This is a genomic window from Novosphingobium sp. PP1Y (assembly GCF_000253255.1).
In the GTDB taxonomy this organism is placed as follows: Bacteria; Pseudomonadota; Alphaproteobacteria; order Sphingomonadales; family Sphingomonadaceae; genus Novosphingobium.
The window spans coordinates 423,269-445,168 of sequence record NC_015583.1; the positions used below are offsets into that span (position 1 = coordinate 423,269).

The 21,900-nt window shown below is 63.5% G+C and carries 19 protein-coding genes; 9 read left to right on the plus strand and 10 right to left on the minus strand.

Features of this window, described 5'->3' with window-relative positions; genetic code table 11:
- The first annotated feature begins 49 nt into the window (after positions 1 to 49).
- From PP1Y_RS02895 to PP1Y_RS02910, 4 genes are all read left to right on the plus strand, one after another.
- Positions 50 to 1,330 (plus strand): FAD-binding oxidoreductase, encoded by a 1,281-nt coding sequence (locus PP1Y_RS02895; RefSeq protein ID WP_013836607.1) that lies wholly within the window; start codon positions 50 to 52, stop codon positions 1,328 to 1,330.
- Positions 1,327 to 2,787 (plus strand): aldehyde dehydrogenase family protein, encoded by a 1,461-nt coding sequence (locus tag PP1Y_RS02900; protein WP_013836608.1) that lies wholly within the window; start codon positions 1,327 to 1,329, stop codon positions 2,785 to 2,787. The genes PP1Y_RS02895 and PP1Y_RS02900 overlap by 4 nt, the downstream gene beginning before the upstream one ends.
- Positions 2,788 to 3,076: 289 nt before the next feature.
- Positions 3,077 to 5,143, plus strand: coding sequence for a bifunctional diguanylate cyclase/phosphodiesterase (locus tag PP1Y_RS02905; RefSeq protein ID WP_041558281.1), 2,067 nt, complete (start codon positions 3,077 to 3,079; stop codon positions 5,141 to 5,143).
- A 130-nt stretch (positions 5,144 to 5,273) separates the two neighbouring features.
- The gene (locus tag PP1Y_RS02910; RefSeq protein ID WP_041558519.1) at positions 5,274 to 5,483 is read left to right on the plus strand and encodes a hypothetical protein; all 210 of its coding nucleotides are present in this window, start codon (positions 5,274 to 5,276) and stop codon (positions 5,481 to 5,483) included.
- Positions 5,484 to 5,528: 45 nt separating this feature from the next.
- Here the strand turns inward: PP1Y_RS02910 and PP1Y_RS02915 are convergent, their stop codons facing one another.
- A complete protein-coding gene (locus PP1Y_RS02915) occupies positions 5,529 to 6,851 on the minus strand; it encodes an FAD-binding oxidoreductase (RefSeq protein WP_013836610.1) in 1,323 nt (440 codons plus the stop codon).
- A gap of 375 nt (positions 6,852 to 7,226) precedes the next feature.
- Between PP1Y_RS02915 and PP1Y_RS02920 the strand changes: the two genes are divergently transcribed.
- Together PP1Y_RS02920 and PP1Y_RS02925 are read left to right on the plus strand one after the other, a co-directional pair.
- Positions 7,227 to 8,426, plus strand: a complete 1,200-nt coding sequence (locus PP1Y_RS02920) for a DUF1624 domain-containing protein (RefSeq protein WP_232512320.1) — start codon at positions 7,227 to 7,229, stop codon at positions 8,424 to 8,426.
- 113 nt (positions 8,427 to 8,539) lie between these two features.
- Positions 8,540 to 9,262 (plus strand): cupin domain-containing protein, encoded by a 723-nt coding sequence (locus PP1Y_RS02925; RefSeq protein ID WP_041558520.1) that lies wholly within the window; start codon positions 8,540 to 8,542, stop codon positions 9,260 to 9,262.
- A 59-nt stretch (positions 9,263 to 9,321) separates the two neighbouring features.
- Here PP1Y_RS02925 and PP1Y_RS02930 read toward each other — a convergent pair whose 3' ends face one another.
- The 5 genes from PP1Y_RS02930 to PP1Y_RS02950 all read right to left on the minus strand — a co-directional run bounded on the left by PP1Y_RS02930 (position 9,322) and on the right by PP1Y_RS02950 (position 14,433).
- Positions 9,322 to 10,296, minus strand: coding sequence for a fumarylacetoacetate hydrolase family protein (locus PP1Y_RS02930; RefSeq protein WP_013836613.1), 975 nt, complete (start codon positions 10,294 to 10,296; stop codon positions 9,322 to 9,324).
- A 5-nt stretch (positions 10,297 to 10,301) separates the two neighbouring features.
- Positions 10,302 to 11,081, minus strand: a complete 780-nt coding sequence (locus tag PP1Y_RS02935; RefSeq protein WP_013836614.1) for a cyclase family protein — start codon at positions 11,079 to 11,081, stop codon at positions 10,302 to 10,304.
- Positions 11,082 to 11,218: 137 nt separating this feature from the next.
- Positions 11,219 to 12,376, minus strand: a complete 1,158-nt coding sequence (locus tag PP1Y_RS02940) for a S9 family peptidase (RefSeq protein ID WP_013836615.1) — start codon at positions 12,374 to 12,376, stop codon at positions 11,219 to 11,221.
- Between the two features lie 3 nt (positions 12,377 to 12,379).
- Entirely contained in the window at positions 12,380 to 13,291 is a 912-nt protein-coding gene (locus PP1Y_RS02945; protein ID WP_013836616.1) for a VOC family protein, read from the minus strand.
- 26 nt (positions 13,292 to 13,317) lie between these two features.
- Positions 13,318 to 14,433 carry an FAD-dependent oxidoreductase gene (locus tag PP1Y_RS02950; protein ID WP_013836617.1) on the minus strand — a complete coding sequence of 372 codons (1,116 nt, stop codon included), beginning with the start codon at positions 14,431 to 14,433 and terminating at the stop codon, positions 13,318 to 13,320.
- 666 nt (positions 14,434 to 15,099) lie between these two features.
- Here PP1Y_RS02950 and PP1Y_RS02955 point away from each other — a divergent pair.
- Genes PP1Y_RS02955 through PP1Y_RS02965 form a run of 3 tightly spaced genes read left to right on the plus strand, consistent with a single transcriptional unit; the run spans position 15,100 to position 16,905 of the window.
- On the plus strand, positions 15,100 to 16,104 hold the full coding sequence (locus PP1Y_RS02955; RefSeq protein ID WP_013836618.1) for a sugar phosphate isomerase/epimerase: 1,005 nt from the start codon (positions 15,100 to 15,102) through the stop codon (positions 16,102 to 16,104).
- Positions 16,105 to 16,112: 8 nt separating this feature from the next.
- Positions 16,113 to 16,526 (plus strand): hypothetical protein, encoded by a 414-nt coding sequence (locus tag PP1Y_RS02960; RefSeq protein ID WP_148274801.1) that lies wholly within the window; start codon positions 16,113 to 16,115, stop codon positions 16,524 to 16,526.
- The gene (locus PP1Y_RS02965) at positions 16,519 to 16,905 is read left to right on the plus strand and encodes a DUF6379 domain-containing protein (RefSeq protein WP_013836619.1); all 387 of its coding nucleotides are present in this window, start codon (positions 16,519 to 16,521) and stop codon (positions 16,903 to 16,905) included. The genes PP1Y_RS02960 and PP1Y_RS02965 overlap by 8 nt, the downstream gene beginning before the upstream one ends.
- Positions 16,906 to 17,047: 142 nt before the next feature.
- Here the strand turns inward: PP1Y_RS02965 and PP1Y_RS02970 are convergent, their stop codons facing one another.
- Genes PP1Y_RS02970 through PP1Y_RS02985 form a run of 4 tightly spaced genes read right to left on the minus strand, consistent with a single transcriptional unit; the run spans position 17,048 to position 21,883 of the window.
- Positions 17,048 to 18,502 (minus strand): MFS transporter, encoded by a 1,455-nt coding sequence (locus tag PP1Y_RS02970; RefSeq protein ID WP_041558285.1) that lies wholly within the window; start codon positions 18,500 to 18,502, stop codon positions 17,048 to 17,050.
- Positions 18,499 to 20,190, minus strand: coding sequence for a GMC oxidoreductase (locus PP1Y_RS02975; RefSeq protein ID WP_013836621.1), 1,692 nt, complete (start codon positions 20,188 to 20,190; stop codon positions 18,499 to 18,501). The genes PP1Y_RS02970 and PP1Y_RS02975 overlap by 4 nt, the downstream gene beginning before the upstream one ends.
- Positions 20,191 to 20,195: 5 nt before the next feature.
- Entirely contained in the window at positions 20,196 to 20,828 is a 633-nt protein-coding gene (locus tag PP1Y_RS02980; RefSeq protein WP_013836622.1) for a gluconate 2-dehydrogenase subunit 3 family protein, read from the minus strand.
- Positions 20,825 to 21,883, minus strand: coding sequence for a sugar phosphate isomerase/epimerase (locus PP1Y_RS02985; protein WP_013836623.1), 1,059 nt, complete (start codon positions 21,881 to 21,883; stop codon positions 20,825 to 20,827). The genes PP1Y_RS02980 and PP1Y_RS02985 overlap by 4 nt, the downstream gene beginning before the upstream one ends.
- Positions 21,884 to 21,900: the final 17 nt, after the last annotated feature.

Genomic DNA, 21,900 nt, shown 5'->3' on the forward strand with positions numbered 1-21,900 from the left:
GGCGCAAGTCCCGGAACGGCGCCGCCCTCCGGGTATCGGGAATCAAGGCATGAAACTGACCTCATACTGGCTCGATACCGTCGCCCCCTTCTCCGGACGCTCCAGGCAACCGGTGGGCGGCAAGGCCGACGTCGTCATTGTCGGAGCCGGATTGACCGGCACATCGGCTGCGCTTTCACTGGCAAGGAAAGGCGCCGACGTCGTCGTCCTGGAGGCAGACGTCGTCGGTAGCCAGGCCTCGGGCCGCAGCGGCGGAATGTGCAACAACGGCTTCGCGCAGGATTACCGCATGATGGCCGAGGCGATCGGCATCGAGAAAGCCAACACGCTCTACCGGGCCTTCGACGCGGGCGTCGATACTGTCGAACGGCTGGTGCAGGAAGAAGACATCGACTGCAGCTTTGCCCGGAACGGAAAGCTCAAGCTCGCAGCGCGCCCGGAGCACTATGACAAGCTGGCACGAACCCAGGAATTGCTGGCCCGGCAGGTGGACTCCGACACCTACATGGTCAGCCGCGAGGGACTGGCCGGGGAGATCGGCTCCGATCGGTATTACGGCGGCATGGTCTTCGCCAAGAGCGCAGGTCTGCACGTCGGCCGGTTCGTGCGCGGCCTTGGCGAAGCGGCGGCACGGCGCGGCGCGCAGATCCACGAGCAGACGCCCGTGACCGGAATCCGCCGGACCGCGAGCGGCAGCTTCGAAGTAACCACCCCGCGCGGCAAGATCGAAGCTGGACAGGTCCTGCTTGCCAGCGGCATTTCCGGGGTCGGGCCGCTTGGCTGGTTTCGCCGCCGCATCATCCCCGTCGGCAGCTTCATCATCGCCACAGAGCCGCTTTCGGACGAACGGCTCAATCAGATCATGCCGCGCCGGCGCATGGCTACCGATACCAAGAACATCGTCAACTATTTCCGTCACCTGCCCGACAATCGCCTGCTGTTCGGCGGCCGTGCGCGCTTTGCCGTTTCCGATCCCGAATCCGACGTGAAAAGCGGCAAGCTGCTTCAGGCCGCGCTGCTCGATGTCTTCCCCCAGCTTGCCGATGTCCGCATCGACTATTGCTGGGGCGGCATGGTCGACATGACCCGTGATCGCCTGCCGCGCGCCGGCCAACGCCAGGACGGGCTCTACTATTCGATGGGCTACAGCGGTCACGGCACGCAGATGGCCACCTACATGGGCACAGTCATGGCCGAGGTGATGGACGGCAATGTCGACCTAAACCCCTGGAGGGACTTCGACTGGCCCGCCATCCCCGGCCATTTCGGCAAGCCCTGGTTCCTGCCCATCGTGGGCACTTATTATCACCTCAAGGACCGTTTCACATGACCGATCCCATCTCCCACCTTGCAGCATCGGGCCGCTTCGACCGCATCCTTGTCGGCGGGCACTGGATCGAGCCGCTGTCCAGCCGGACCGCCCCGGTCATCGACCCCGCCAGCGAAGAAACGATCGCCCATGTCGTGCTGGCCGGGCCGGACGACGTCGATGCCGCCGTCGCGGCCGCGCGCGGGGCCTTCCCGGGCTGGGCAGCGACGCCCGTCGCGCAACGGGCGAGACTGCTCTCGCGAGTCCATGAGCTGATCCTCGAGCGGGCCGAGCTTCTCGCTCAGGCGATCTCGCAGGAGATGGGCTCGGCCATCACTTTCGCGCGCGCGGCTCACGTTCCCTTCGCGGCCGAACACGTTCGCGTTGCGGCGGAAAATCTTGCCGACTATCCTTTCCTGCACATGCGCGGGACGACCGCGATCGCACGCGAGCCGATCGGCGTATGCGGACTGATCACTCCGTGGAACTGGCCACTCTATCAGATCACCGCCAAAGTCGCGCCTGCACTTGCCGCCGGCTGCACAGTCATCCTCAAGCCCAGCGAGCTGGCCCCGCTGAGCGCGCTGCTCTTTGCCGAGATCATCTGCGATGCCGGCATTCCGGCAGGGGTGTTCAACCTCGTGAGCGGCTCCGGGCCGGACGTGGGCGAAGCTCTCTCCGCACACGCCGACATCGACATGATTTCCATCACCGGATCGACCCGCGCGGGCGTGCTAGTGTCGAAATCGGCCGCCGAAACAGTCAAGCGCGTCGCCCTGGAACTGGGCGGAAAGTCCCCCAACGTCGTCCTGCCAGATGCCGACCTGGCACGCGCGGTTCCGCCCGGCATCGCCTCTTGCTACCGCAACGTGGGCCAGTCGTGCAGCGCTCCCACCCGCATGATCGTTCCGCGCGAGAAGCTCGCCGAAGTCGAACGCATCGCGGCCGAGACTGCCGCACAATTCGTCGTCGGCGATCCGCGCGACGAGCGCACGACACATGGTCCCATCGCCAACCGCGCCCAGTTCGAGCGGGTGCAGTACATGATCGGGGTCGGTATTTCCGAAGGCGCAAAGCTCGTGTGCGGCGGCAGCGGCAAACCGGAGGGGCTGGAACGCGGGTTCTACGCCAGGCCGACGATTTTTTCGGAAGTCACCTCGGACATGGCGATCGCCCAGGACGAGGTCTTCGGGCCGGTCCTCGTCATCATACCTTATGACAGCGTAGAAGAAGCCGTAGCGATCGCCAACGACACGATCTATGGCCTCGGCGCCCATGTCCAGGGCACGGACATGGATCAGGTCCGCGCCGTGGCCCGCCGCATCCGGTCGGGACAGGTACATCTCAACTATCCGGCATGGGACCCTCAGGCGCCCTTTGGTGGTTACAAACGTTCCGGTAACGGCCGCGAATACGGCATCGAGGGCATGGAAGAGTTCCTCGAGATCAAGGCCATGGTCGGATACGAGCCGAGTTGATACGTCCTGGCATATGCCAATCGATCAGGCCGGTTCCACCTCGGTGGGGCCGGCCTCTTTTTGAATCGGTCTGCCGTGGCCAATCCGTGGCCGGGCATGCCCTTCGCATTGAACAATCGCCGCAAGAGCGCTCCTCGGCACGCCTCTCGACTGTACTGTGACAGTTTAATGACGATGATAGGTTATAAAATATTGTTATAATGAGACTTTTTTAGGATTCACCGGCTATCTGCCCCCGCTGAAACCAGGCGCGGGGACATGTCGTGGCTCGCGCAACTTCGGGTGCACGATGACAAACTGGATTGGGATTGCCGACAGGTTCTTCGGTTCGCTGGAAAGACGCCTGATCGGCGCGATGGCCTTGATAGTCGCGTTGACGCTGCTGCTGCAGTTCGTTTCGCAGAGGGAAGCGTTCGGCTTGCAGCGGGAAAGCGATGCCCTCGTGCGTGCCTCCGCGCTTGCCGAAAACGCCGACCAGTTCGCGGAAGCCGTCGGAAAGCTGCGCACGGCGACCAATCGGGGGCTGGTCACCAGCGACATCGCGACGACCAGCGACACCCTGACCGATGCCGCCATCGCCATCGGCGACCGGCTTGCCAAGCTGCGCGACAGCGGCACGGTTCTCTTCGACCTGCCGGGAGCTGCCGAAAACTTTGCCAATCTCGACCGGCATATCGCCACGATCCTCAAGGTCCAGACCGCGAATGGCGACAAGTCGGCGCTGATCGCGAAAGTCGAAGCGAAGAACGCGACAATGGAAGCCCTCGCAGCGCAAATGGTCGACAAGGCCCATGCCCATCGCCAGTCCGCACAAACCAGGCTGGTAACCTCGATCGAGCGCTGGCAATTGCTCGTGCTGGTTACTGGCGGTGTTACGATCCTGGTCGTGCTGATCGTCCTGATCGACCTGTTGAGGAACATTTTGCCCGCCGTGCGCCGCATGCACCGCGCACTGCAGCGGCTGGCCGACGGCGACCTGGACATCGAGATCGGGGTGTTCCGCCTGCAGGAACTTCAGGCCCTGTCCGGGCCCCTCGAAACCTTTCGCCGCAATGCCAAGGCAGTCAAGAACCTCGCCTTCACCGACGCAGCTACGGGCATGCCCAACCGCCGTGCCTTTCAGGAAACGGCCGAAAGGCTGCTGAGCGCCAGCAAGGAAGGACGCTTCGCCTTCATGCTTATCGACATCGACCGCTTCAAGCACATCAATGACGACTACGGTCATGCCGCCGGCGATGAACTCGTCCGCATCATCGGCGCGCGCATGAAGGCCTTCCTTGGCAAGGCAAGCGTGGTGGCGCGAGTAGGCGGCGACGAGTTTGCCGTTTTCCTGCCCTTGACCGCGCAGACGTCCGGCATCGCGGTCGGCTCTGCTCTTGTCGAGGCCATGCGCGAACCCTTCAGCCTGGGCGAATACTCCGTCGCATCGACCGTCTCGCTGGGCGTCACCGAAGCACAGCTGCCGAGCGGATCAGATGTCGATGCCATCCTCAGGAACGCCGACCTTGCCCTCTACGCTTCGAAGAAGAACGGCCGCAATTGTGCCACCGCCTTCGCTGCGCAAATGGCGGAAGAACGCTTGATTGACCGGGCGCTGGAAAAGGATCTCGAGGCTGCATTCGATGGCGGGCAGCTGCGCATGGTCTACCAGCCGATCCATTCGATCGACGAGGCCTGCCGCGAAGTCGAGGCACTGGTGCGCTGGAAGCACCCGGAACTGGGCGAAGTTCCACCATCCACATTCATCCCTGCCGCCGAGCGGAGCGGGCTGATGGTCCGTCTGGGCGAATGGATTATCCGCAGGGCACTGCAGGACTTCGCCAAGTGGCCGGACATTCACATGAGCCTCAACCTCTCGCCGCTGCAGTTGCAACATGACGGCTTCAGCACCTTCCTGCTCGATTGTTGCCGCCAGAACGGGATCGCGCCGCAAAGACTTTTCCTGGAAGTGACGGAGTCGCTTTCCATCGAGCGCAACACCCGCGCGCTTCTGACCCTCAACCTGCTGCGCAACCTGGGCTTCCGTATAGCCCTGGACGATTTCGGGACGGGGTATTCCTCGCTCTCGATGGTCAAGAGCTTCAAGTTCGACCGCATGAAGCTGGACCGTACCCTCGTCATGGACCTCGGGCAGGATCCCGCCTCGCTGGCCGTCCTCGAAGCGGCAGTTACGATGGCCCGGCATGTCGGCGCGGAAGTCGTGGCCGAAGGCATCAGCGAAGATCGCCTGGTCGCCCCCACCCGAAGCGCGGGATGCACCCACCTTCAAGGCTATTTCTACAGCCGCCCGATCGAGGCCTCCCACGTCCATGATTACATTGCAAAAGTTCAGGGCAAGAGAGCGAGGGCCGCGTGACCATCCTCGTGAGATGGCCCCTGCTCCGAGTCCCCCATAGAGGACCCTACCCACACTTTGGATTCGCCAGGAGGGACGCGATCAAGTAATTGCCGGTACCCGGTTACGGAGACGAGACAGGGAGTCAGTGATGCAATCGCGCAAGCGGCACGGACTTTATCGGGTAAGCCTTCCCGAACTGGGCGAATGCGCCCGCGTGGATAGCGCCGCGGGCGACGCCTATCCCTATCTGGAACGCTCGATGTACGAAACGCTTGGCTTCTGGCCGGCCTTCGACAATCTTCCCGAGCAAACTGCCGCCGACCGACAGCGGCACAAGCCCCTGTGGGATCGCTGGTAGATCCATTCGGATGTAAGCGGTCAAAGCGCTGCTGTCGGCGCGCTGTCAGAGAGCGCCGACTTGCACTTTCGATCCATCGACAAGCCGCGAGAGGCGGAAAGGCGTGGTGTCGACGCTCGGCGTGTCGTTGACGATCAGCTGAGCGGCAAGGTAGCCGATGCCCGGGCCCACGCCGAAACCGTGACCTGAACAGCCGGCGGCAAGAAACAGGCCGTCAACCTTGCCCACCTGCGAGATCACCGGAACCGCATCGGGCGTACAGTCGACGAAAGCGCCCCAGGCACTGTCGATCTCGATGTCCGCCAACTCCGGGAAAGTCGTACGGACATTGTGCATGATCTGCCGCACCTGCCGGCCGAGTGGCTCCGGATCGAGGACGCGGGTCTTCTCGAAGACTTTATCGTCGTTCTTCAGGAGGGCGGACACCGAATCCGGCCCGGTGAGAAACGACTTGCCGAGACCCACCTGCACGGCCTTCAGTCGCTGGAGGAACTGCGGCATGAACTCGCGCGCATAGCGGATCCCCTGCGGCGTCAGCTCCAGGACCGCACGGCCGCTGATGGCTAGGGTGTAACTGCCGTCGAGCCTGCGGGTCATGGCAAAGTCGGGCGAATAGAGAACCTCGCCGACATTTGCCGTCGGCTTCGTGCGCAGCGCGGTCTGGCGAACGCTCGCCTGCGGAAAACTCACCCCGTGCGTGCGCAGGAAGCGCGAAGCCCAGGCACCGGCCGAGCAGAGCACCGCGCTGGTGCGAATGGTGCCCTTTTCGGTATGGACGCCGACGACCTGGCCGTTCGTGATGTCCAGCCCACGCGCAGCGCATTGCTGGTGGATCGTCGCACCCAGGGCGCGCGCGCCCTCTGCAAGGACGGGGGCAGCCAGCGCCGGCTCCGCCTTGCCGTCGTCGACGGAGTGCAATCCGCCGATCCAGTTCCGCCGCGTCGTCGGCATTCGATCCGCCGCCTCGGCCGCACTCAACATGCGGGTGTTGACGCCGAAGTCCTTCGCCACCGGGCGCCAGCTCTCCCAACCGGCCAGCATCTGTGCGTCGTCGGTCGCGTAGACGAGGCCGCAGCGCCGAAAACCGAGATCCTTGCCGATTTCGCCCGCCAATTCGTCCCACAGGCGCATTGAGAGTTGCGAGAGCGGCATTTCGCGCGCGTCGCGGTTCTGCTGACGGCACCAGCCCCAGTTGCGGCTCGACTGCTCGCAGCCGACATGGCCCTTTTCGAGCAGCGCCACCGAAAGGCCGCGCCTGGCGAGATAGTAGGCGGTCGCCGAGCCGACGATGCCGGCTCCGACGATTACGACATCGGCGGCGGCAGGGAGCTTCTCGTCACTGTGAATGCGCTCGACGACTGGAGACATGGATGCGAAACCTCGATTCTGCGTGGCAATGCCCGGGCATGGTGAAAGCATAAGCTTCCGTCACTGCACACATGGCATTGCATGCTCGACAGATTGCACTGAAAAGATGCGCTCTTTCAGCAGATGCGCGGTTTCCACGCCATGGGTCCTGTCGAATTTTGCCGGCCGAGCCCGCCCCCTACCGAACGAAATCGGGCGCCCGAAAGGCCCGGACGCGGCAAGGTGCGGCAGCATCTACTGTCGCGATGGCCCTGACTTGCGGGCTTTTCGCCGCACCGGTCGCAACTTCCACAGGAAATGCTGCACCGAATTGGTCACGATGGCTGCATCGAAAATCGCACCCGATCGGGAAAGGCGAAAAGGACCGTACCGGAAATGGCAAATGCCGCTGTCATGGGACAGGCCCAGTTCAAGGCAAGCCCACTCACCCGACCAGCTGCCGCCGTGCGCCGGCGCCTCCAGAGCATCGATGCCCTGCGCGGTCTCGTCATGGTCATCATGCTGCTCGACCACGTCCGCGAGACCTGGTTCCTGCATATGCAGGTCTCCGATCCCATGGACGCCGCCAGCGTGGCGCCTTCCCTGTTCTTCACCCGTTTGGTCAGCAACCTATGCGCGCCCGTCTTCGTCGCCCTGACAGGTCTCGGCGCATGGCTCTATACGCAAAGCCACAGCAAGGCAGATGCATCGACCTTCCTGCTCAAACGCGGCCTTTTCCTCATGTTCCTCGAAGTCACGCTCATCACCATGGCGTGGACCTACAAATTTCCGCCCACGTTCTGGCTCCAGGTCATCTGGGCGATCGGCCTGGCGATGGTCTCGCTTGCCGCACTGCTGCACCTGCCGCGCAAAGTCCTCTTCGCCATCGGCCTCGCGATCGTGTGCGGGCACAATCTGCTCGACCCGATCCATCTTGAACCCGGCCATCCGTTCTACGTGCCTTGGGCCATGCTGCACCAGCGCGACATGATCGACCTGCCCTTCGGCCTCATGGCGAAGACGACCTACCCGGTGCTCCCGTGGATCGGCGTGATATCGCTTGGCTATGCCATGGGTCCGTGGTTCGCCAAGGGCACCGATGCCAACACGCGCCAGCGACGCCTGCTGCTGCTCGGCTGCGGCATGCTCCTAGCCTTTGTCGTGCTGCGCCTGCTCGACGTCTATGGCGACAAGCCGTGGACCGCCGGGGAAACGCCGCTGCGCACTTTCATGGCCTTTATCGCCCTCACCAAGTATCCGCCTTCGCTGCTGTTCCTGCTGCCGACACTGGGCATCGGCGCCTTGCTGCTTTCGCAGTTCGAGAAGGCGCAAGGTCAGGGCTGGATGAACGCGCTGTCGGTCTTCGGTGCAGCGCCGATGTTCTTCTACGTTCTGCACCTCTACGTACTGCGCGCGCTCTACATGACTGCACTGTACATCTGGGGTCCGAACCATGGCGAGTTTTTCGGCGTCGACAATATCGCCTGGGTCTGGGTCTGGTACGTGGGTCTGCTGCCCGCCCTCTATATCCCGACGGTATGGTTCTCCAGGCTAAAGTCACGGCGGCGTGACATCGCCTGGCTCAAGTATCTGTAATGCCGTTGCAAAGCCCGGCACTGATTTCTGATTTTCCCGAGGGGGCCGATGAAACCGAAACCATCGGCCTCTGCATTCCTACCCGTTCCCACTTCCTGATCCGGAGATTTTTTGTGAGCACACTCACTGGCTGCCCCACCTTCATCGACCTTCGCGCCCTCGCCACCGATCTTCCCGCGGGAGACATGCCCGGCACCGATGCCTTCACCAGCGGCTTCCATCCGGTGAACCTGAGCAGCGGTCCCTGCGAAATAGGACTGTTGGCGCTCCCTGCCGGCCAAGGTGAAACCTGCGAGGATCGGGGCGATACCTGGATCTTCGTGCTCGAAGGCAAAGTCACGGTCACCGACGCAAGCGGCGCGCTGGACCTTGCCGCAGGCGAGAGCTTTGGCGTTGCGCGTGACACGCCCTTTGCCTGGTCAAGCGATGGCGGTGCAAGGCTGGTGATCATGCGATACCTCGAAGGCCCTTCAGGCAACCCGGGCATCACGCGAATTGACAACGATGCCGAGCTATCGCCTTCCAATCCGCCGGCGGCCGAACTGCTTCTGGGCGAGACGCCGTCATGCCGGGCCAACACGATGTTCGCCTCGGCAGACGAAGCGTTCAAATGCGGCATCTGGGATTCCACTCCGTATCAGCGCACTCCGATCTTCTTCCATCACTGTGAACTGATGCATCTGCTTGAAGGCAGTGTGACGTTCGTCGACGCCGAAGGGCGCGAAGCGACTTTCAGCAAGGGCGACACCTTTGTCATCGAACAAGGCGCAGAATGCAGCTGGGATAGCCAGGTGGACGTGACCAAGATCTTCGCACTCTGGCGCAAGCCGGCCTGATATCTCGCCTACGGTTCCCGGGAATGCCCAGGGCGGTGATATTCGGGAACCGTAGGTAATCAGCGCGTGGCGGGTTTGGCCACGCGCTGGTCGATGGCGCCGAAGGGTGCGAGGCCGTCTTTGGCGCGGGCTTCCATGCGGATGGTGTCGCCGTAGCCCATGAAGGCGGTCGACGGTTTGCCCCCGGCGATCATCTCGATGGCGCGTACTTCGGAGATGCAGCTCGATCCCACTTCGGCATAGTTGGGGTTCGAGACCGTTCCCGAGCCGATCACGGTCCCGGCGACAAGGTCGCGGGTTCGCGCGGCATGGGCGACCAGTTCGTGGAAGCCGAAGTCCATCGCCGCGCCATTGGCGTGGCCGAAGGCCTTGCCGTTCCATTCGATCACGAGATCGAGGCACACGCGCCCGTCCTGCCAGGCATCGCCGAGCGCTTCGGGTGTTACCGCAAAAGGCGCCATCGAACAGGCCGGCTTGGCCTGGACCCAGCCGAAGCCGGTCTTCATCTCGACCGGCGCGATCGTGCGCAGCGACCAGTCGTTGATCTGCACGACAAGCCGGATGTGCTTCATCGCTTCTTCTGCCGTCGTACCCATCGGCACGGCATCGACGATCACGCCGAACTCGCCCTCGAAGTCGATGCCGTCCGCCGGATCGGGGAAGGGAACCGGATCGCCCGGACCGTAGAAGCGGTCCGAGATCCCCTGGTACATGAGCGGCCTGTCGGTCTCGATCGGCGGCAACTTGAAGGCGATCTGCATCAGGTCGCCATGGGTGCCGAAGGCCGAACCGTCGAGCCACTGCCAGGTGCGCGGCAGCGGCGCGCGCAGGGCCCCGGGATCGAGCGGCTCGCCCTCCCCGGCCTCGAGACGCCGGGCCAGCGCGGCAAGGTGCGGCTGGAGCGCGTCCCAGCGCTCCATGGCGCCAAGCAGGTTCGGCATCTGCGGGCCGGCCGCAAGCATGCGGCGCCCGTCCTGCGAGACGACGACAAGGGTTCCGTCGGGCGTGGCGCCCGCTATCGTGGCCAGACGCATGCGGCTCAGTCCTCGAAAATGGCGACGGCGCGGATCCAGCCTGCCGAGGCGCCCTTGATCTTGTGCGGGAAGCACGAGATCGTGAAGCCGTCGGCGGGCAGCACTTCCAGGTTGTGCAGCTTTTCGATGTGGCAGTAGCCGATGTCGCGGCCCGCCTTGTGCCCTTCCCAGATCAGCGAGGTATCGCCGGTTTCCTCCACCTTCCTGGCGGTGTGCACGAAGGGGGCATCCCACGACCAGGCATCGGTGCCGGTCACGCGCACGCCGCGTTCGGTGAGGTACATCGTCGCCTCGTAGCCCATGCCGCAACCGCGGCTGACGTAGTCGGGATCGCCCAGCGCCTTGCCCGCCGCGGTATTGACGACGACGATCTCCAGCGGCTTGAGCTCATGGCCGATACGCGCCAGTTCGTCCTCGACGTCCTTGGCGGTGACGACGTAGCCGTCCTCGAAGTGCCGGAAGTCCAGCTTCACGCCGGGCTGGAAGCACCATTCGAGGGGGACTTCGTCGATCGTCAGGGCAGGCTTGCCGCCGTCCTGCGTCGGGTGGAAGTGCCAGGGCGCATCGAGGTGCGTGCCGCTGTGTGTGGTCAGCTTCACCCATTCCGCCGCTGCAAAGCCGGCACCGTCAGGAGTCTGCTCGGCCGTCACCCCGGGGAAGAAGTGCCCGAGCTCGCCCATCGTCTCGCCATGCGTCTGGTAGGTGATTTCCGGCTTCAGGAATGGCGGATCGGTGATGACATCGTTGCACAAGGTGATCGACAGGTCGACGAAGCGGCGGGCCATAGGCGTGGGTTCCCATCTTGTCGCGCGCATCTCGCCAGACGCGCGCTGCTGTGAAGTGCTACCGGCGCATCACCCGACCGGAGGAGAGAGGGGTCGGGCGATGCGCCGGCCTTGTCAGCCCGTTGCGGGGCTGAAGTTCAGGCGGTCTTGCCTCCGAGGGTTTCGGCAAACCAGTCGGAGAGGAGATCGCGGCCATAGCTCATGTTGTCGGCGCCCACGTGCTCGACGCCGCCTTCCCGCGCGGTGAAGATCACCTTCTCGCGGCGCGGCGAGTTGACGAGCTGGTCGTAGAGGTCGTCGGCGTACTGCGGGCTGATCTGGCGATCGTTCGCCCCGTGGGTCACCAGGAACGGCACCTTGATGCCGTCCATGTGGCCGTTGAGGTTCATCGCCTCCGACTTGGCAAGGAAGTCCTCCTGGTCCTTGGCCCCGAACGCCCAGTGAACGTGGGCCCAGTAGTGCGGGACCGGGTTCTCGCCCTCGCGCGCCATGCGCTTGTCCTGCACTTCGCGCCAGTTGTGGTTGGCCCCCCAGACCGCGCCCGAGGCAAAACGCGGCTCGTAAGCCACCGCCCGCGGCGCGAAGTGGCCGCCCAGCGAGATGCCGGTCATGCCGATCGCCCTGGGATCGACGTTGTCCTGCTGCTCGAGCCAGTCGACTGCCTTGCTCGCCCAGCTTTCCGAATGCGGATCGACCGGCAGGCCCTGCAGGCGCAGCGTCTCGCCCGAGCCGGGCTGGTCGACGCACAGCGTCGAGATACCGCGGCGGGCGAGCTGCTCGGGCAGCTGGGTCCAGTAGAGCAGCTCCTTGCAGCTATCGAGGCCGTTGCAGAAGACCACCACCGGCTTGCGCCCTTCGCCCGGCGCGCGGGTGAACAGCGCCGGCATCGTGCCCTTCTCCAGCGGGATCTCGACGCGTTCGCGGTTGATCCGGCCGATCTGCGTCGACTTGTCGAAGGCCGCGCGGGCCTTGGCGTAAGTCTCCTTGCGGCCCGGATGGCCATGGCCCTGCATGCGCTCGCCGGTGAACATGTAGAGCGCGGCGCGCTCCAGCTTGTTCGAGGCGGAGAACAGACGGCCCCTCGCCTCGTCCTCGGCGGCAAGTTCGATGAGCTTGTCGCCCATCGCCACCCACTGCTTCATGAACGCGGGCGTGCCCGCATCGGCCCCGGCATCGGCCGCATCCTTGATCGGCTTGCACATGTCGATGACTTCGCCGATCCGGCCGCCGCTCTCCATCGCAATCGCGACCGACAGGTTCCAGATGTAGTTCGGAAAATATTCGAAGAGGGCCATCGATCAGAACTCCGAAGCCTGGAACAGACGCGCATCGGGTGCCGGATGCGGCATCGTCTGCGGGCCGCCGGTGCCGATGCCCCACTGGTCCATGACCATCGGCGCGGGCTTGTGCACCTTGTACTCGTGCGTCTCGAAGTCGACCACTTCCAGCTCGGAGGTGTACTCGACCGCGAAACCACCCGGAGTGACGAAGTAGCTGAACGTGTTGTTGCCCGCGGTATGACGGCCCGGACCCCAGCGGATGTCGGTGCCGTGCTGCTTGAGGCGATGCGCGCCGCGGAACATGTCGTCGATGCTCGGCATGTCGTAGGCGACGTGGTTGAGGCACGGCGGTCCGGGCAGGATGGCGACGCGGTGGTGCGCCTCGTTGCAGCGCAGGAAGCACATGAAGTCGCCGAGCCAGTCGGAGATCCTGAAGCCCAGCACGTCGGTGAAGAACTTCACCATCGCCTGGTGGTCGGGCGAGTGCAGGACGATGTGGCTGATCTTGAGCGGCACGCCTTCCCAGCGCTCGAGTTCGCGGGCCTCGAGCGTCTCGACCCCGGCCGAGATCTCGAAGGGCAGGCCATCGGGGCTGAAGAAGCGGAAGCCATAGCCGCCGCCCGGTGCATCCAGATCCCTGGGCGCGAAGATGACCTTGCAGCCCGCCGCCTCGATCTTGCCGAACAGCGCATCGACATCGGCGCGGCTGTCGGCGGCAAAGGCGATCACCTCGACGTGGTTGGCATCCGACTTGTGCAGGCGCACGACATGGTGCTCGCCATGTCCCTGGGTCTTGAACCAGGCCATGTCGGCCTTGTCGCCGGATCCGGGCACTTCGACGAGGCCCCAGTCATCGGTGTAGAATTTGCGTTCGGCATCGAAGTCCTCGACGCCATATCCGACAAAGCGGATCTCGGTTACTCGGGTCATGGGATTGATCCTTGAAGATTGACTGATCAGATGGGCTGCGAAACCACCGCGAACATCTCCGCAGTAGCCTTGTGATTGTCGACCGGCGGGCCCTTGCCGATCTGGCCGTGGCAGATCTCGAGCGACTTCTCGACGATGTAGCGGCACCGCTCGAAACGGCGGTCGCGATAGGCCTCGAAGGCCGCTTCGGGCGTATCGGCCCGCGTCAGCTCCTCGGCCAGCACCAGCGCGTCCTCGATCGCCATGCCCGCGCCCTGGCCCAGGTGCGGCGTGGTCGCATGGACGGCATCGCCCAGCAGCGCGATGCGGCCCTTGCTCCAGGAGCCGTAGAGCATCATCCCCTCGAGCGGACGATAGACGACGCCTTCGTCGCTGGTGATCTGCTCGGCAAGCGCACGGATCTGCGGAGCCGCCCGGGCGAGCTTGGAGCGCATGACCGCGGCGATGCCCTCTGTGGGATACCACGGATTGTCCGGCTCGGGCGTGGTGACGTACATGTACATCAGCTCTTCGGACATCGGCACGAGGCCGGATCCGATCGGACCGTTGTAGACATGCAGGGCATCGAGATCGGCCGGGCGCGGGAAGTTGTAGCGCCACACCGCCTGCCCCGTGAACTGCGGCTTCTCGGCATCGGGCAGGATCGCCTCGCGGGTCTGCGAATAGACCCCGTCTGCCCCCACCACGACGTCGAAGCGCTCTTCACGCCCGTCGCTGAACCTCACGTTCACGCCTTCGCCGTCGTCGTCGAACCGCTCGGCCGCCACGCCCAGGCGGATCTCGGCGCCAAGCTGCATGGCGCTGTCGCCCAGGACCTTCTGCAGCGCGCGCCGGCCGATGCCGACATTGGCCGGCTTGCCTTCGACCAGCGCCGGCGACGGCACCCGCGCCACGCGCGTCCCGTCGGGCAGGTAGATCTCGACCGCATCGAAACCGCAGGCAGCACCGAGAAAGGCATCGAGAACGCCCAACTGGTCCATCGCCCGGATCACGTTCGACTGCTGGATGATGCCCACCCCATAGACCGACCACTCAGGGTCCTTCTCGATCACCGTAACACCGTGCCCCGCACGGCGCAGCGCAATCGCAGCCGAAAGGCCGCCAATACCACCGCCAATGATCAGCGTGTTCAGATCTTTCATCGCGAGAACCTCAGATAATCGAATTTGAAGCGTGTACTTGAAGGAGACCGGGCGGCCTGAAACCGACCTTCGCGGCGAGCCGAATTCTGGCAGGACACAGCAGCCGGGCAGCCAGGCAGATTGCCCCTGCCTGCCTGCATCGAGCACCAGCCCGACATGGCACCGCACACCTCAATCGACTGCAATGGACTCTCCCAGGCCTGGAGGCCGGATATCCGCAAACCCGGGCTGTCCGGGGCCGCCAAGTTGACCATAACTAGAATATAGTTCTATTAATTGCCGCACTCTCCGTCAAGCGTAGCCACCATGCGATGAATGCGAATATCGGTTTTAATTTTTGATTGCAAGCGGGCTCGAAGGATTATACTTCCAAGCCTCGATACGAGGGTGGTTCAGGCCGCCCAAAGTGAAAAAGAGACAATGGGTTCCGGCCGAGTTCGGACACATCCTGCCGCCCGATGGGGCCGAAGGCCGAAACGAGCAGAACACACTATGGGGGAGCGGCGAACCAAGCGAGTGCCAACCGGCACGACCGGATCATCGATACGAATCACTGTTTGAATTTCTTGGCCGGCGCCTGGCGACAGGACCGGGGCGTGTTCCGCGTAGCGAAGCGAAACCACGCCCCGCCCATCCCGGGTCCGGACGATCACCACGGAGCGACGAATGTCCAAAATACAACGAGGCGTGAGCCTTTACAGCTTCCAGGAGGAAATGTTCCTCGGTCAGATGAGCGTGGAGGACTGCGTCGCCTATGCAGCATCCATCGGCGCCAAGGGCATCGAGATCCTTCCCGAGCAGAACATGCCCACCTTCCCCAACATCAGCGACGCCGAAGTCGATCGCTGGAAGGGAATGATGGAGCGTCACGGCACCCACTTCACCTGCTACGACATGTTCCTGGACACCAAGCTGCGCAAGGGCGAGCTCATGTCCGACGAGGAACAGGTCGCCAGCATCGAGCGCGACCTGCGCCTGTGCCATCGCCTCGGCATCAAGAACATGCGCATCCTCATCTTCGTGCGCCCGGACATCCTCGAAAAGTGCGTGCCTCTCGCTGAGGAACTGGACATCCACATGGGCGTCGAAGTGCATGCTCCCTGGCACCTCGAACATGCCTGGATCCTTCGCACGATCGACGTCGCCGACCGCCTGAAGACCAGGCACCTGGGCATCCTGCCGGACATGGGCATTTTCATGAAGCACTATCCGCCGGCGTTCCGTGCCCGCTTCGAGCGCCAAGGCGCCCGTCCGGAAGTAACCCAGTTCATCGTCGATCAGCATGAACAGAAAATCATGTGCGAGTACACGATCTACGAAGTCGCGGTGAAGATGGGCGGAAACAAGGCCGAGATCGCCATGGCCGAGACGCTGCGCCACGCGCCCTACGCCAATCCCAAGCGGCTCAAGGACTACGCGCCCTACTTCCGCCACATCCAGGCCAAGTTCTACGAGATGAACGAGGACTGCACCGATCCTTCGCTGGCCTACGAGGACGTCATCCCCGAGCTGGTGAAGTGCGGATGGGAAGGCACGCTTTCGAGCGAGTACGAGGGCAACCGCTGGATCCAGGACGTGATGGAAGTCGACAGCCGCGAGCAGGTCCGCCGCCAGCACGTCATGTTTGACCGCCTCATTGCCAAGGCCGAAGCGGAGCTTGAGAACGCCTGATGCGCTTCTTGCTGCACGACCTTGCCGCGGCATCCGTCCTCATATTGGGGACGGCGAGTGCAGGCGCGCAACCGGTCGTCAGCAAGGAGACGCTTCCCGCGCCGGTGCAGCCCGCTGCGATCGATCTGCCGATTGCGATGGGAACGCCGCCAAGGGACATCTGGCACCTGCACGGAACTCAGGTGAACATGCGCAGTGTCATTCGCCCCGCGCTGACGCCGATCCAGCCGGTCGACGGCTGTCTTCTCGGTCTCGTTGAAAGCCGAAGGACGAAGATAAGCCTGCCAAGTTCCATTATTTCGCTTCGGGCGGCCACAGCTTCGGCCTCGGCAAGCCCCGAATGCCAACCGGAGGTTGGCCCGCGCAACTCTTCAAGTGGCTGGAAGCCATGGGCTTCCTGTCAGGAGACAAGTAATGTTTGACAAGTACCTGATCGACGAAACAACCCTGCACAACACCGGTCCGGCCGACGCGCCCACCGGCTTCGCGTTCCAAGCCAAACTCGGTTACTATCGAGGGATCGGTCTCTCGATGATCGAGAAGCTCGATGTCTCGATCGACGGTGAGACCATAGCGCGTGACGCAGTCCGCTTTGATGAAGGCAAGGGCCCGATCTCGCTCGAGGAGATGGAGACCGCCTACGATCGCCGCTGGCCCTTCGGCGCTCCGGCAACGATCTCGGTCGAATATCCCGGCGGCTTCCCGAAGGGCGAACACGAACTTTCGCTGGTAGAGCAGCTTCGCGTTTCGTACCTGCCCTTCCCCTCGGTCAACACGGACGTCAAGCGCGTCACTTTCTGACCATCATGGGCGGTGCGCGAAACGCGTACCGCCCAGCCCATGCGTCAAGCGCCTTGCGAAGCTACCTCTGCGCGTCTCGGCTGCATGAAGCTGCGCCGCCCACGAGGGGTGATTTTCTGATCAAACGATTGGAAGTTTCCAGTCAGGCATCGTGTTCGGGAAACAAGGGTCCGGGCAGACGGATAGCCAGGACGAAGCATCCGAGCAGCAAGATCTCTATAACGAGGATCGCAGGCAGCAACTTGCCCGTTTCGCCGGGCCCGGCACTGGCGAAGAATGCGGTGCCGACAATCGCCACTCCCAGGGCCAGTCCGAGTTCCTGCACCGTCTTGATGAGCCCGCTGGCCGCTCCTGCGTGTTTCCGGTCGACACGCGCGAGGATCACCGGGGTCAGTGGGCCGTTTGTCATTCCCATCCCCGCTCCGGCGAGAGCCAGGCAGCCCAATACCCACCATCCATCACCGCCCGTCACAATCCAGCCAAGCGTGCCTGCCGAAAACAGCGCCATGCAGGTCACGCCGCCGACGAGGACCCACTTGCCGTGGCTGGCAATGAGTTTCCGGCCGAGAAAGGCAATGCCGATCATGACCCCGACACTGAAAGGAATGTGCAGCAGGCCGGTCTGCAGCGGCGAGTAGCCCAGGAGCTTTTGCACACCGAAAGCGAAGACGAAAAGGAACCCGCTCGTCGACGAGCCGAAGAGCAGCGCGATCAGCAGCCCCATGGGGAACTGTCTCTGCGAGAAAAGCTCGGGGTGGAACATGCTTGCCGCGCCCCGCTCCGTCCTTTGCCTCGTTCGCCGCCACACGATCATCAGCAGGATCGGCGAAGCCAGAAGAAGGGCGAAGTGCCAGGGCTGCCAGCCAAGGTCGCTACCGCGCACGAGCGGGAACAAAAGGCCCGCCATCGCGCCTGCAAACAGCATGGTTCCCCATACATCGATACCGCGGGCGTGCTCAGACCTGGCCTTGGGAAGAAGCCTCCAGGCAACGATCAAGGCTACGACGCCCACCGGCGCATTGATCAGAAAGACGCTGCGCCAACCAAGCCCGAAAAGGTTCGCGTGAATCAGCAGGCCTCCCAGAATTGGCCCGGCAATGGCCGACATCCCGCCGATCACGCCAACCCAAGCGAGTTTCGCGACGCGCTCAAGCGGTTCGAACAGGACCTGGATCAGTGCCATGACCTGCGGCGCCATCATCGCACCTGCGCACCCCTGCAGGACGCGCGCAGCGATCAGTTGCTCCGGACTGCCCGAAAGCCCGCACAGGATCGAGGCCCCGGTGAAACCGGCCACACCCGTGATGAACAGCCCCCGGTAGCCCAGTGCATCGCCCAGCCGACCGCCAAGCATCAGCAGCAGCGCGAAGGCGAGCGAGTAACCGGCGGAGACCCACTGGGCTTCCGCGGCGGCCGATCCGAAATCCTTCTCGATCACCGGGAGAGCGGTGTTGACGATCGTCACGTCGACGATCTCAAGCACCAGCGCCACCATGAGGGTCAGATAGGCAACGCTCTTCTGTCGATCTGTGAGGTTACCCGCCGCCCCATGCGTATTGTGATTCACCGCAAGCGGCGGCGACGCAACTTCGGTCAAATGGCGCCTTCCTTGAGCATCTTCACTGCCGCGTCGCACGCTCTTGCGGTGAGGGCCATGTAAGTGAGTGACGGGTTCTGGCAAGCGGACGAACTCATCTGCGCGCCGTCGGTGACGAACAGGTTCGCCACGTCGTGCGACTGGCTCCAGCGGTTGAGGACCGAGGTCTCTGGATCCCAGCCCATGCGTGCTCCGCCCATTTCATGAATGGCAGTGCCGCCATGGCCGGGCTGATCAAAGCCCATGACCACGTGCGCCCCTGCCGAATTGAGCATGGCCGCCGCCTCCTTCTTCGCGTCTGCAAGCGCCGCGAGTTCTTCCTTGCCGTGCGCAAAGGCAATTTCAAGCTGCGGCACGCCGCGCGGATCGAGCTGCTTGCTGAGGGTCAGACGATTACTCGCCCGCGGCATGGAATCAGCGAAAACGACAAGGACCATGGTCCAGGGGCCGATCTTGTGGATCTCTTCCTTGAAGCCCTCACCGATGCCCGGCATGCGCTTGCCGCGTGTCCAGGTGCCCTGCAACGCGCCGCCCTGGAAGGAATAACCGCGCGTGAAGCCGTCTCCGTCCAGCTTGTCGAGATTTCGGAAGCGGGGGATCACGATACCGGTCGGCCGGTTCCCGAAGCTGGTCCTGTCCTCGAAGCCCGGCACGACAGCCATCGCCGCCATGGTATTGGCATGATCCATGATGTGCGTGCCCAGCACGCCGCTCGAATTGGCAAGACCGTTGGGCATGGCCTCACTTGCGGAATTCAGCAGCAAATGCACGGAGTTGAAGGCGCCGGCATTGAGGAACACTATGCGCGAGCCGGCACGCTTCGCTTCACCGGTCTTGGTGTCGACCCAGTGCACGGCGCTGACACGGCGTGTCTGCGGATCATGGTCAAGCTTCGTGACCTGCGCATCGGTGACGACCGTCAGCAGCCCGGTCTTCTTCGCAGCCGGGAGCGTGGCCGACTGGGTCGAGAAGTAGGCACCGTAGGAGCAACCGCGCGCGCAGATCGAACGATACTGGCAATGTGCCCGGCCCTGTTCGGGGCGGGCCTCGGTCAGGTTCGCGGTGCGTCCGATGGTGATCAAACGATCGGGATACTTCGCGAGGATACGCTCGCGCATCGCAGCCTCGACGCAGTTCAGCTCCATCGCCGGGAGAAACTTCCCGTCGGGAAGCTGCGGCAGTCCCTCATGCGCGCCGGAAACACCGACGAAGTCCTCGACCAGGTCGTACCACGCCGCAAGATCGTCATAGCGGATCGGCCAGTCGGTGCCGAAGCCGTCGCGCTTGTTCGCCCCGAAGTCGTAGTCCGACCAGCGATAGCACTGGCGCCCCCAGGTGAGCGAGCGACCGCCAAGCTGATAGGACCTGAACCAGTCGAATTCGCTGCCCTTTGCCTTCTGGTAAGGCTGGTCGGCATCGTTGACGAAGTGGTCCTGCGTAAATTCGGTGAAATGCCGGTTGAGCATCTGCACCGGATATTCGCGCTTGTAGAGCTCGGTATCACCGACACCTCGGAATGGCATGTCCCAGGGCGCCTTGGTCTCGTTCTCATAGTCGACCTGATGCTCGATCTTGCGCCCACGCTCGAGCATGAGGACTTTCAGGCCCGCTTCGGTCAACTGTTTCGCTGCCCAGCCCCCGGTAATGCCCGAGCCGACGACAATCGCGTCAAATTCATGATTTTGCATATTTATCAGCCGAAATCCACTGCAGTCCAGTCACTCGAGAAGGCCCTGTCGCCCGGCTGAATGGGGATATCGGGCTCCCACTTTCCAGGTACGAGTTCGTACCGCAGTTCCTGCGAACCGCCGACTTCACTGGTGTAGTAACCGGTCAGGATCAGCCCCTTGATCGCGACCCAAGGCGAATAGGCAGCGCCGTGCGCCATCGCTTCGCCATCGATCGCGGCCAGCAGGCGCGATTGTTCGTCCTTGTCGCGACGCAGGAAGTCACCGCCTGCAGCATGATCGAGCCGGCGCTCCAACCAGTCGAGGTGGTTCAAGGATCCGTCTCGGCGGCGAAACGGAGCGAGCGCAGGCGTGATTACGCCCGTTGCCACAGGTTCGCGGGTACCCGAAAGCCCATGCGCAAGCGCGAGGATCACGAAATCGCCGACGCCGACTTCGGCGGCACCGGGAGTATCGGTCTTCGGAATGACCAGCTCGGACACTTCGGCAATCAGTTTGCGCTGGCGATCGCTCGGGACATCGGCCGCATCCAGGTCGGTAAGCTTGACCGCCGCGGCCGGAATGCCCAAGGCCAGCGCAAGCAGCGCCGCGCCTCCAGCGAATTCGCGCCGGGTCCAGCCGGAGGCTGGTGTGCTCATGCCCCAATTCCCATGATCCGTGCATTGACCTCCCGGTCGCTGCCGCTGTCCGCAAAATCGTCAAAGGCCTTATCGGTCACGCGAATGATGTGATCGGCGATGAAGGGCGCCCCTTCGGCGGCTCCAGCTTCCGGGTGCTTGAGCGCGCATTCCCATTCGAGCACGGCCCAGCCGGCGAAATCGTACTGCGCCATCTTCGAGAAGATCTGCGCGAAATCGACCTGCCCGTCGCCCAACGACCGGAAGCGCCCCGGGCGATCGACCCATGACTGGTAGCCGCCATAGACGCCCATGCGACCCGAAGGACGAAATTCGGCATCCTTCACGTGGAAGCACTTCACGCGCTCGTGATAGATGTCGAGGAACGCAAGATAATCGAGCTGCTGCAGAACGAAATGCGACGGATCGTACAGGATGTTGGCACGCGGGTGATCGCCGACCCGCTCCAGGAACATCTCGAAGGTCGCGCCGTCGTGCAGGTCCTCGCCCGGATGGATCTCGTAGGCGAGGTCGACGCCGTTCTCGTCGAAGGTATCGAGGATCGGCTTCCAGCGGCGGGCCAGCTCCTCGAATGCATCCTCGACCAGACCTGCAGGGCGCTGCGGCCAGGGATAGACATAGGGCCATGCCAGCGCGCCGGAGAAAGTGGCGTGAGCGTTCAGCCCGAGACGCTTGCTTGCCTTTGCGGCAAGCTTGAGCTGATCGACAGCCCATTCCTGGCGCGCCTTGGGATCGCCGCGGACATGCTCCGCAGCGAAGCCGTCGAACTGGACATCGTAGGCCGGATGGACTGCCACCAGTTGCCCTTGCAGGTGCGTCGACAGCTCGGTGATCTCCAGCCCCTTTGCTCCGAGCCGGCCTTTCACCTCGTCGCAGTAGTCCTGGCTTTCGGCGGCCTTGGCCAGATCGAACAGGCGCGCGTCCCAGCTCGGTATCTGCACGCCCTTGTAGCCCAGCGAAGCAACCCAGTCGCCGATCGCATCGAGCGAATTGAACGGAGCTTCATCCCCGGCAAACTGGGCAAGGAAAATGGCCGGGCCCTTGATGGTTTTCATGGCTGTTCTCTCTGTGT

What these genes read in the sequence shown, in the direction of transcription:
- PP1Y_RS02895 (WP_013836607.1), top strand. Translation starts at nt 50, where the DNA reads ATGAAACTGACCTCATACTGGCTCGATACCGTCGCCCCCTTCTCCGGA.
- PP1Y_RS02900 (WP_013836608.1), top strand. Translation starts at nt 1,327, where the DNA reads ATGACCGATCCCATCTCCCACCTTGCAGCATCGGGCCGCTTCGACCGC.
- PP1Y_RS02905 (WP_041558281.1), top strand. Translation starts at nt 3,077, where the DNA reads ATGACAAACTGGATTGGGATTGCCGACAGGTTCTTCGGTTCGCTGGAA.
- PP1Y_RS02910 (WP_041558519.1), top strand. Translation starts at nt 5,274, where the DNA reads ATGCAATCGCGCAAGCGGCACGGACTTTATCGGGTAAGCCTTCCCGAA.
- PP1Y_RS02915 (WP_013836610.1), bottom strand. Translation starts at nt 6,851, where the DNA reads ATGTCTCCAGTCGTCGAGCGCATTCACAGTGACGAGAAGCTCCCTGCC.
- PP1Y_RS02920 (WP_232512320.1), top strand. Translation starts at nt 7,227, where the DNA reads ATGGCAAATGCCGCTGTCATGGGACAGGCCCAGTTCAAGGCAAGCCCA.
- PP1Y_RS02930 (WP_013836613.1), bottom strand. Translation starts at nt 10,296, where the DNA reads ATGCGTCTGGCCACGATAGCGGGCGCCACGCCCGACGGAACCCTTGTC.
- PP1Y_RS02935 (WP_013836614.1), bottom strand. Translation starts at nt 11,081, where the DNA reads ATGGCCCGCCGCTTCGTCGACCTGTCGATCACCTTGTGCAACGATGTC.
- PP1Y_RS02940 (WP_013836615.1), bottom strand. Translation starts at nt 12,376, where the DNA reads ATGGCCCTCTTCGAATATTTTCCGAACTACATCTGGAACCTGTCGGTC.
- PP1Y_RS02945 (WP_013836616.1), bottom strand. Translation starts at nt 13,291, where the DNA reads ATGACCCGAGTAACCGAGATCCGCTTTGTCGGATATGGCGTCGAGGAC.
- PP1Y_RS02950 (WP_013836617.1), bottom strand. Translation starts at nt 14,433, where the DNA reads ATGAAAGATCTGAACACGCTGATCATTGGCGGTGGTATTGGCGGCCTT.
- PP1Y_RS02955 (WP_013836618.1), top strand. Translation starts at nt 15,100, where the DNA reads ATGTCCAAAATACAACGAGGCGTGAGCCTTTACAGCTTCCAGGAGGAA.
- PP1Y_RS02965 (WP_013836619.1), top strand. Translation starts at nt 16,519, where the DNA reads ATGTTTGACAAGTACCTGATCGACGAAACAACCCTGCACAACACCGGT.
- PP1Y_RS02975 (WP_013836621.1), bottom strand. Translation starts at nt 20,190, where the DNA reads ATGCAAAATCATGAATTTGACGCGATTGTCGTCGGCTCGGGCATTACC.
- PP1Y_RS02980 (WP_013836622.1), bottom strand. Translation starts at nt 20,828, where the DNA reads ATGAGCACACCAGCCTCCGGCTGGACCCGGCGCGAATTCGCTGGAGGC.
- PP1Y_RS02985 (WP_013836623.1), bottom strand. Translation starts at nt 21,883, where the DNA reads ATGAAAACCATCAAGGGCCCGGCCATTTTCCTTGCCCAGTTTGCCGGG.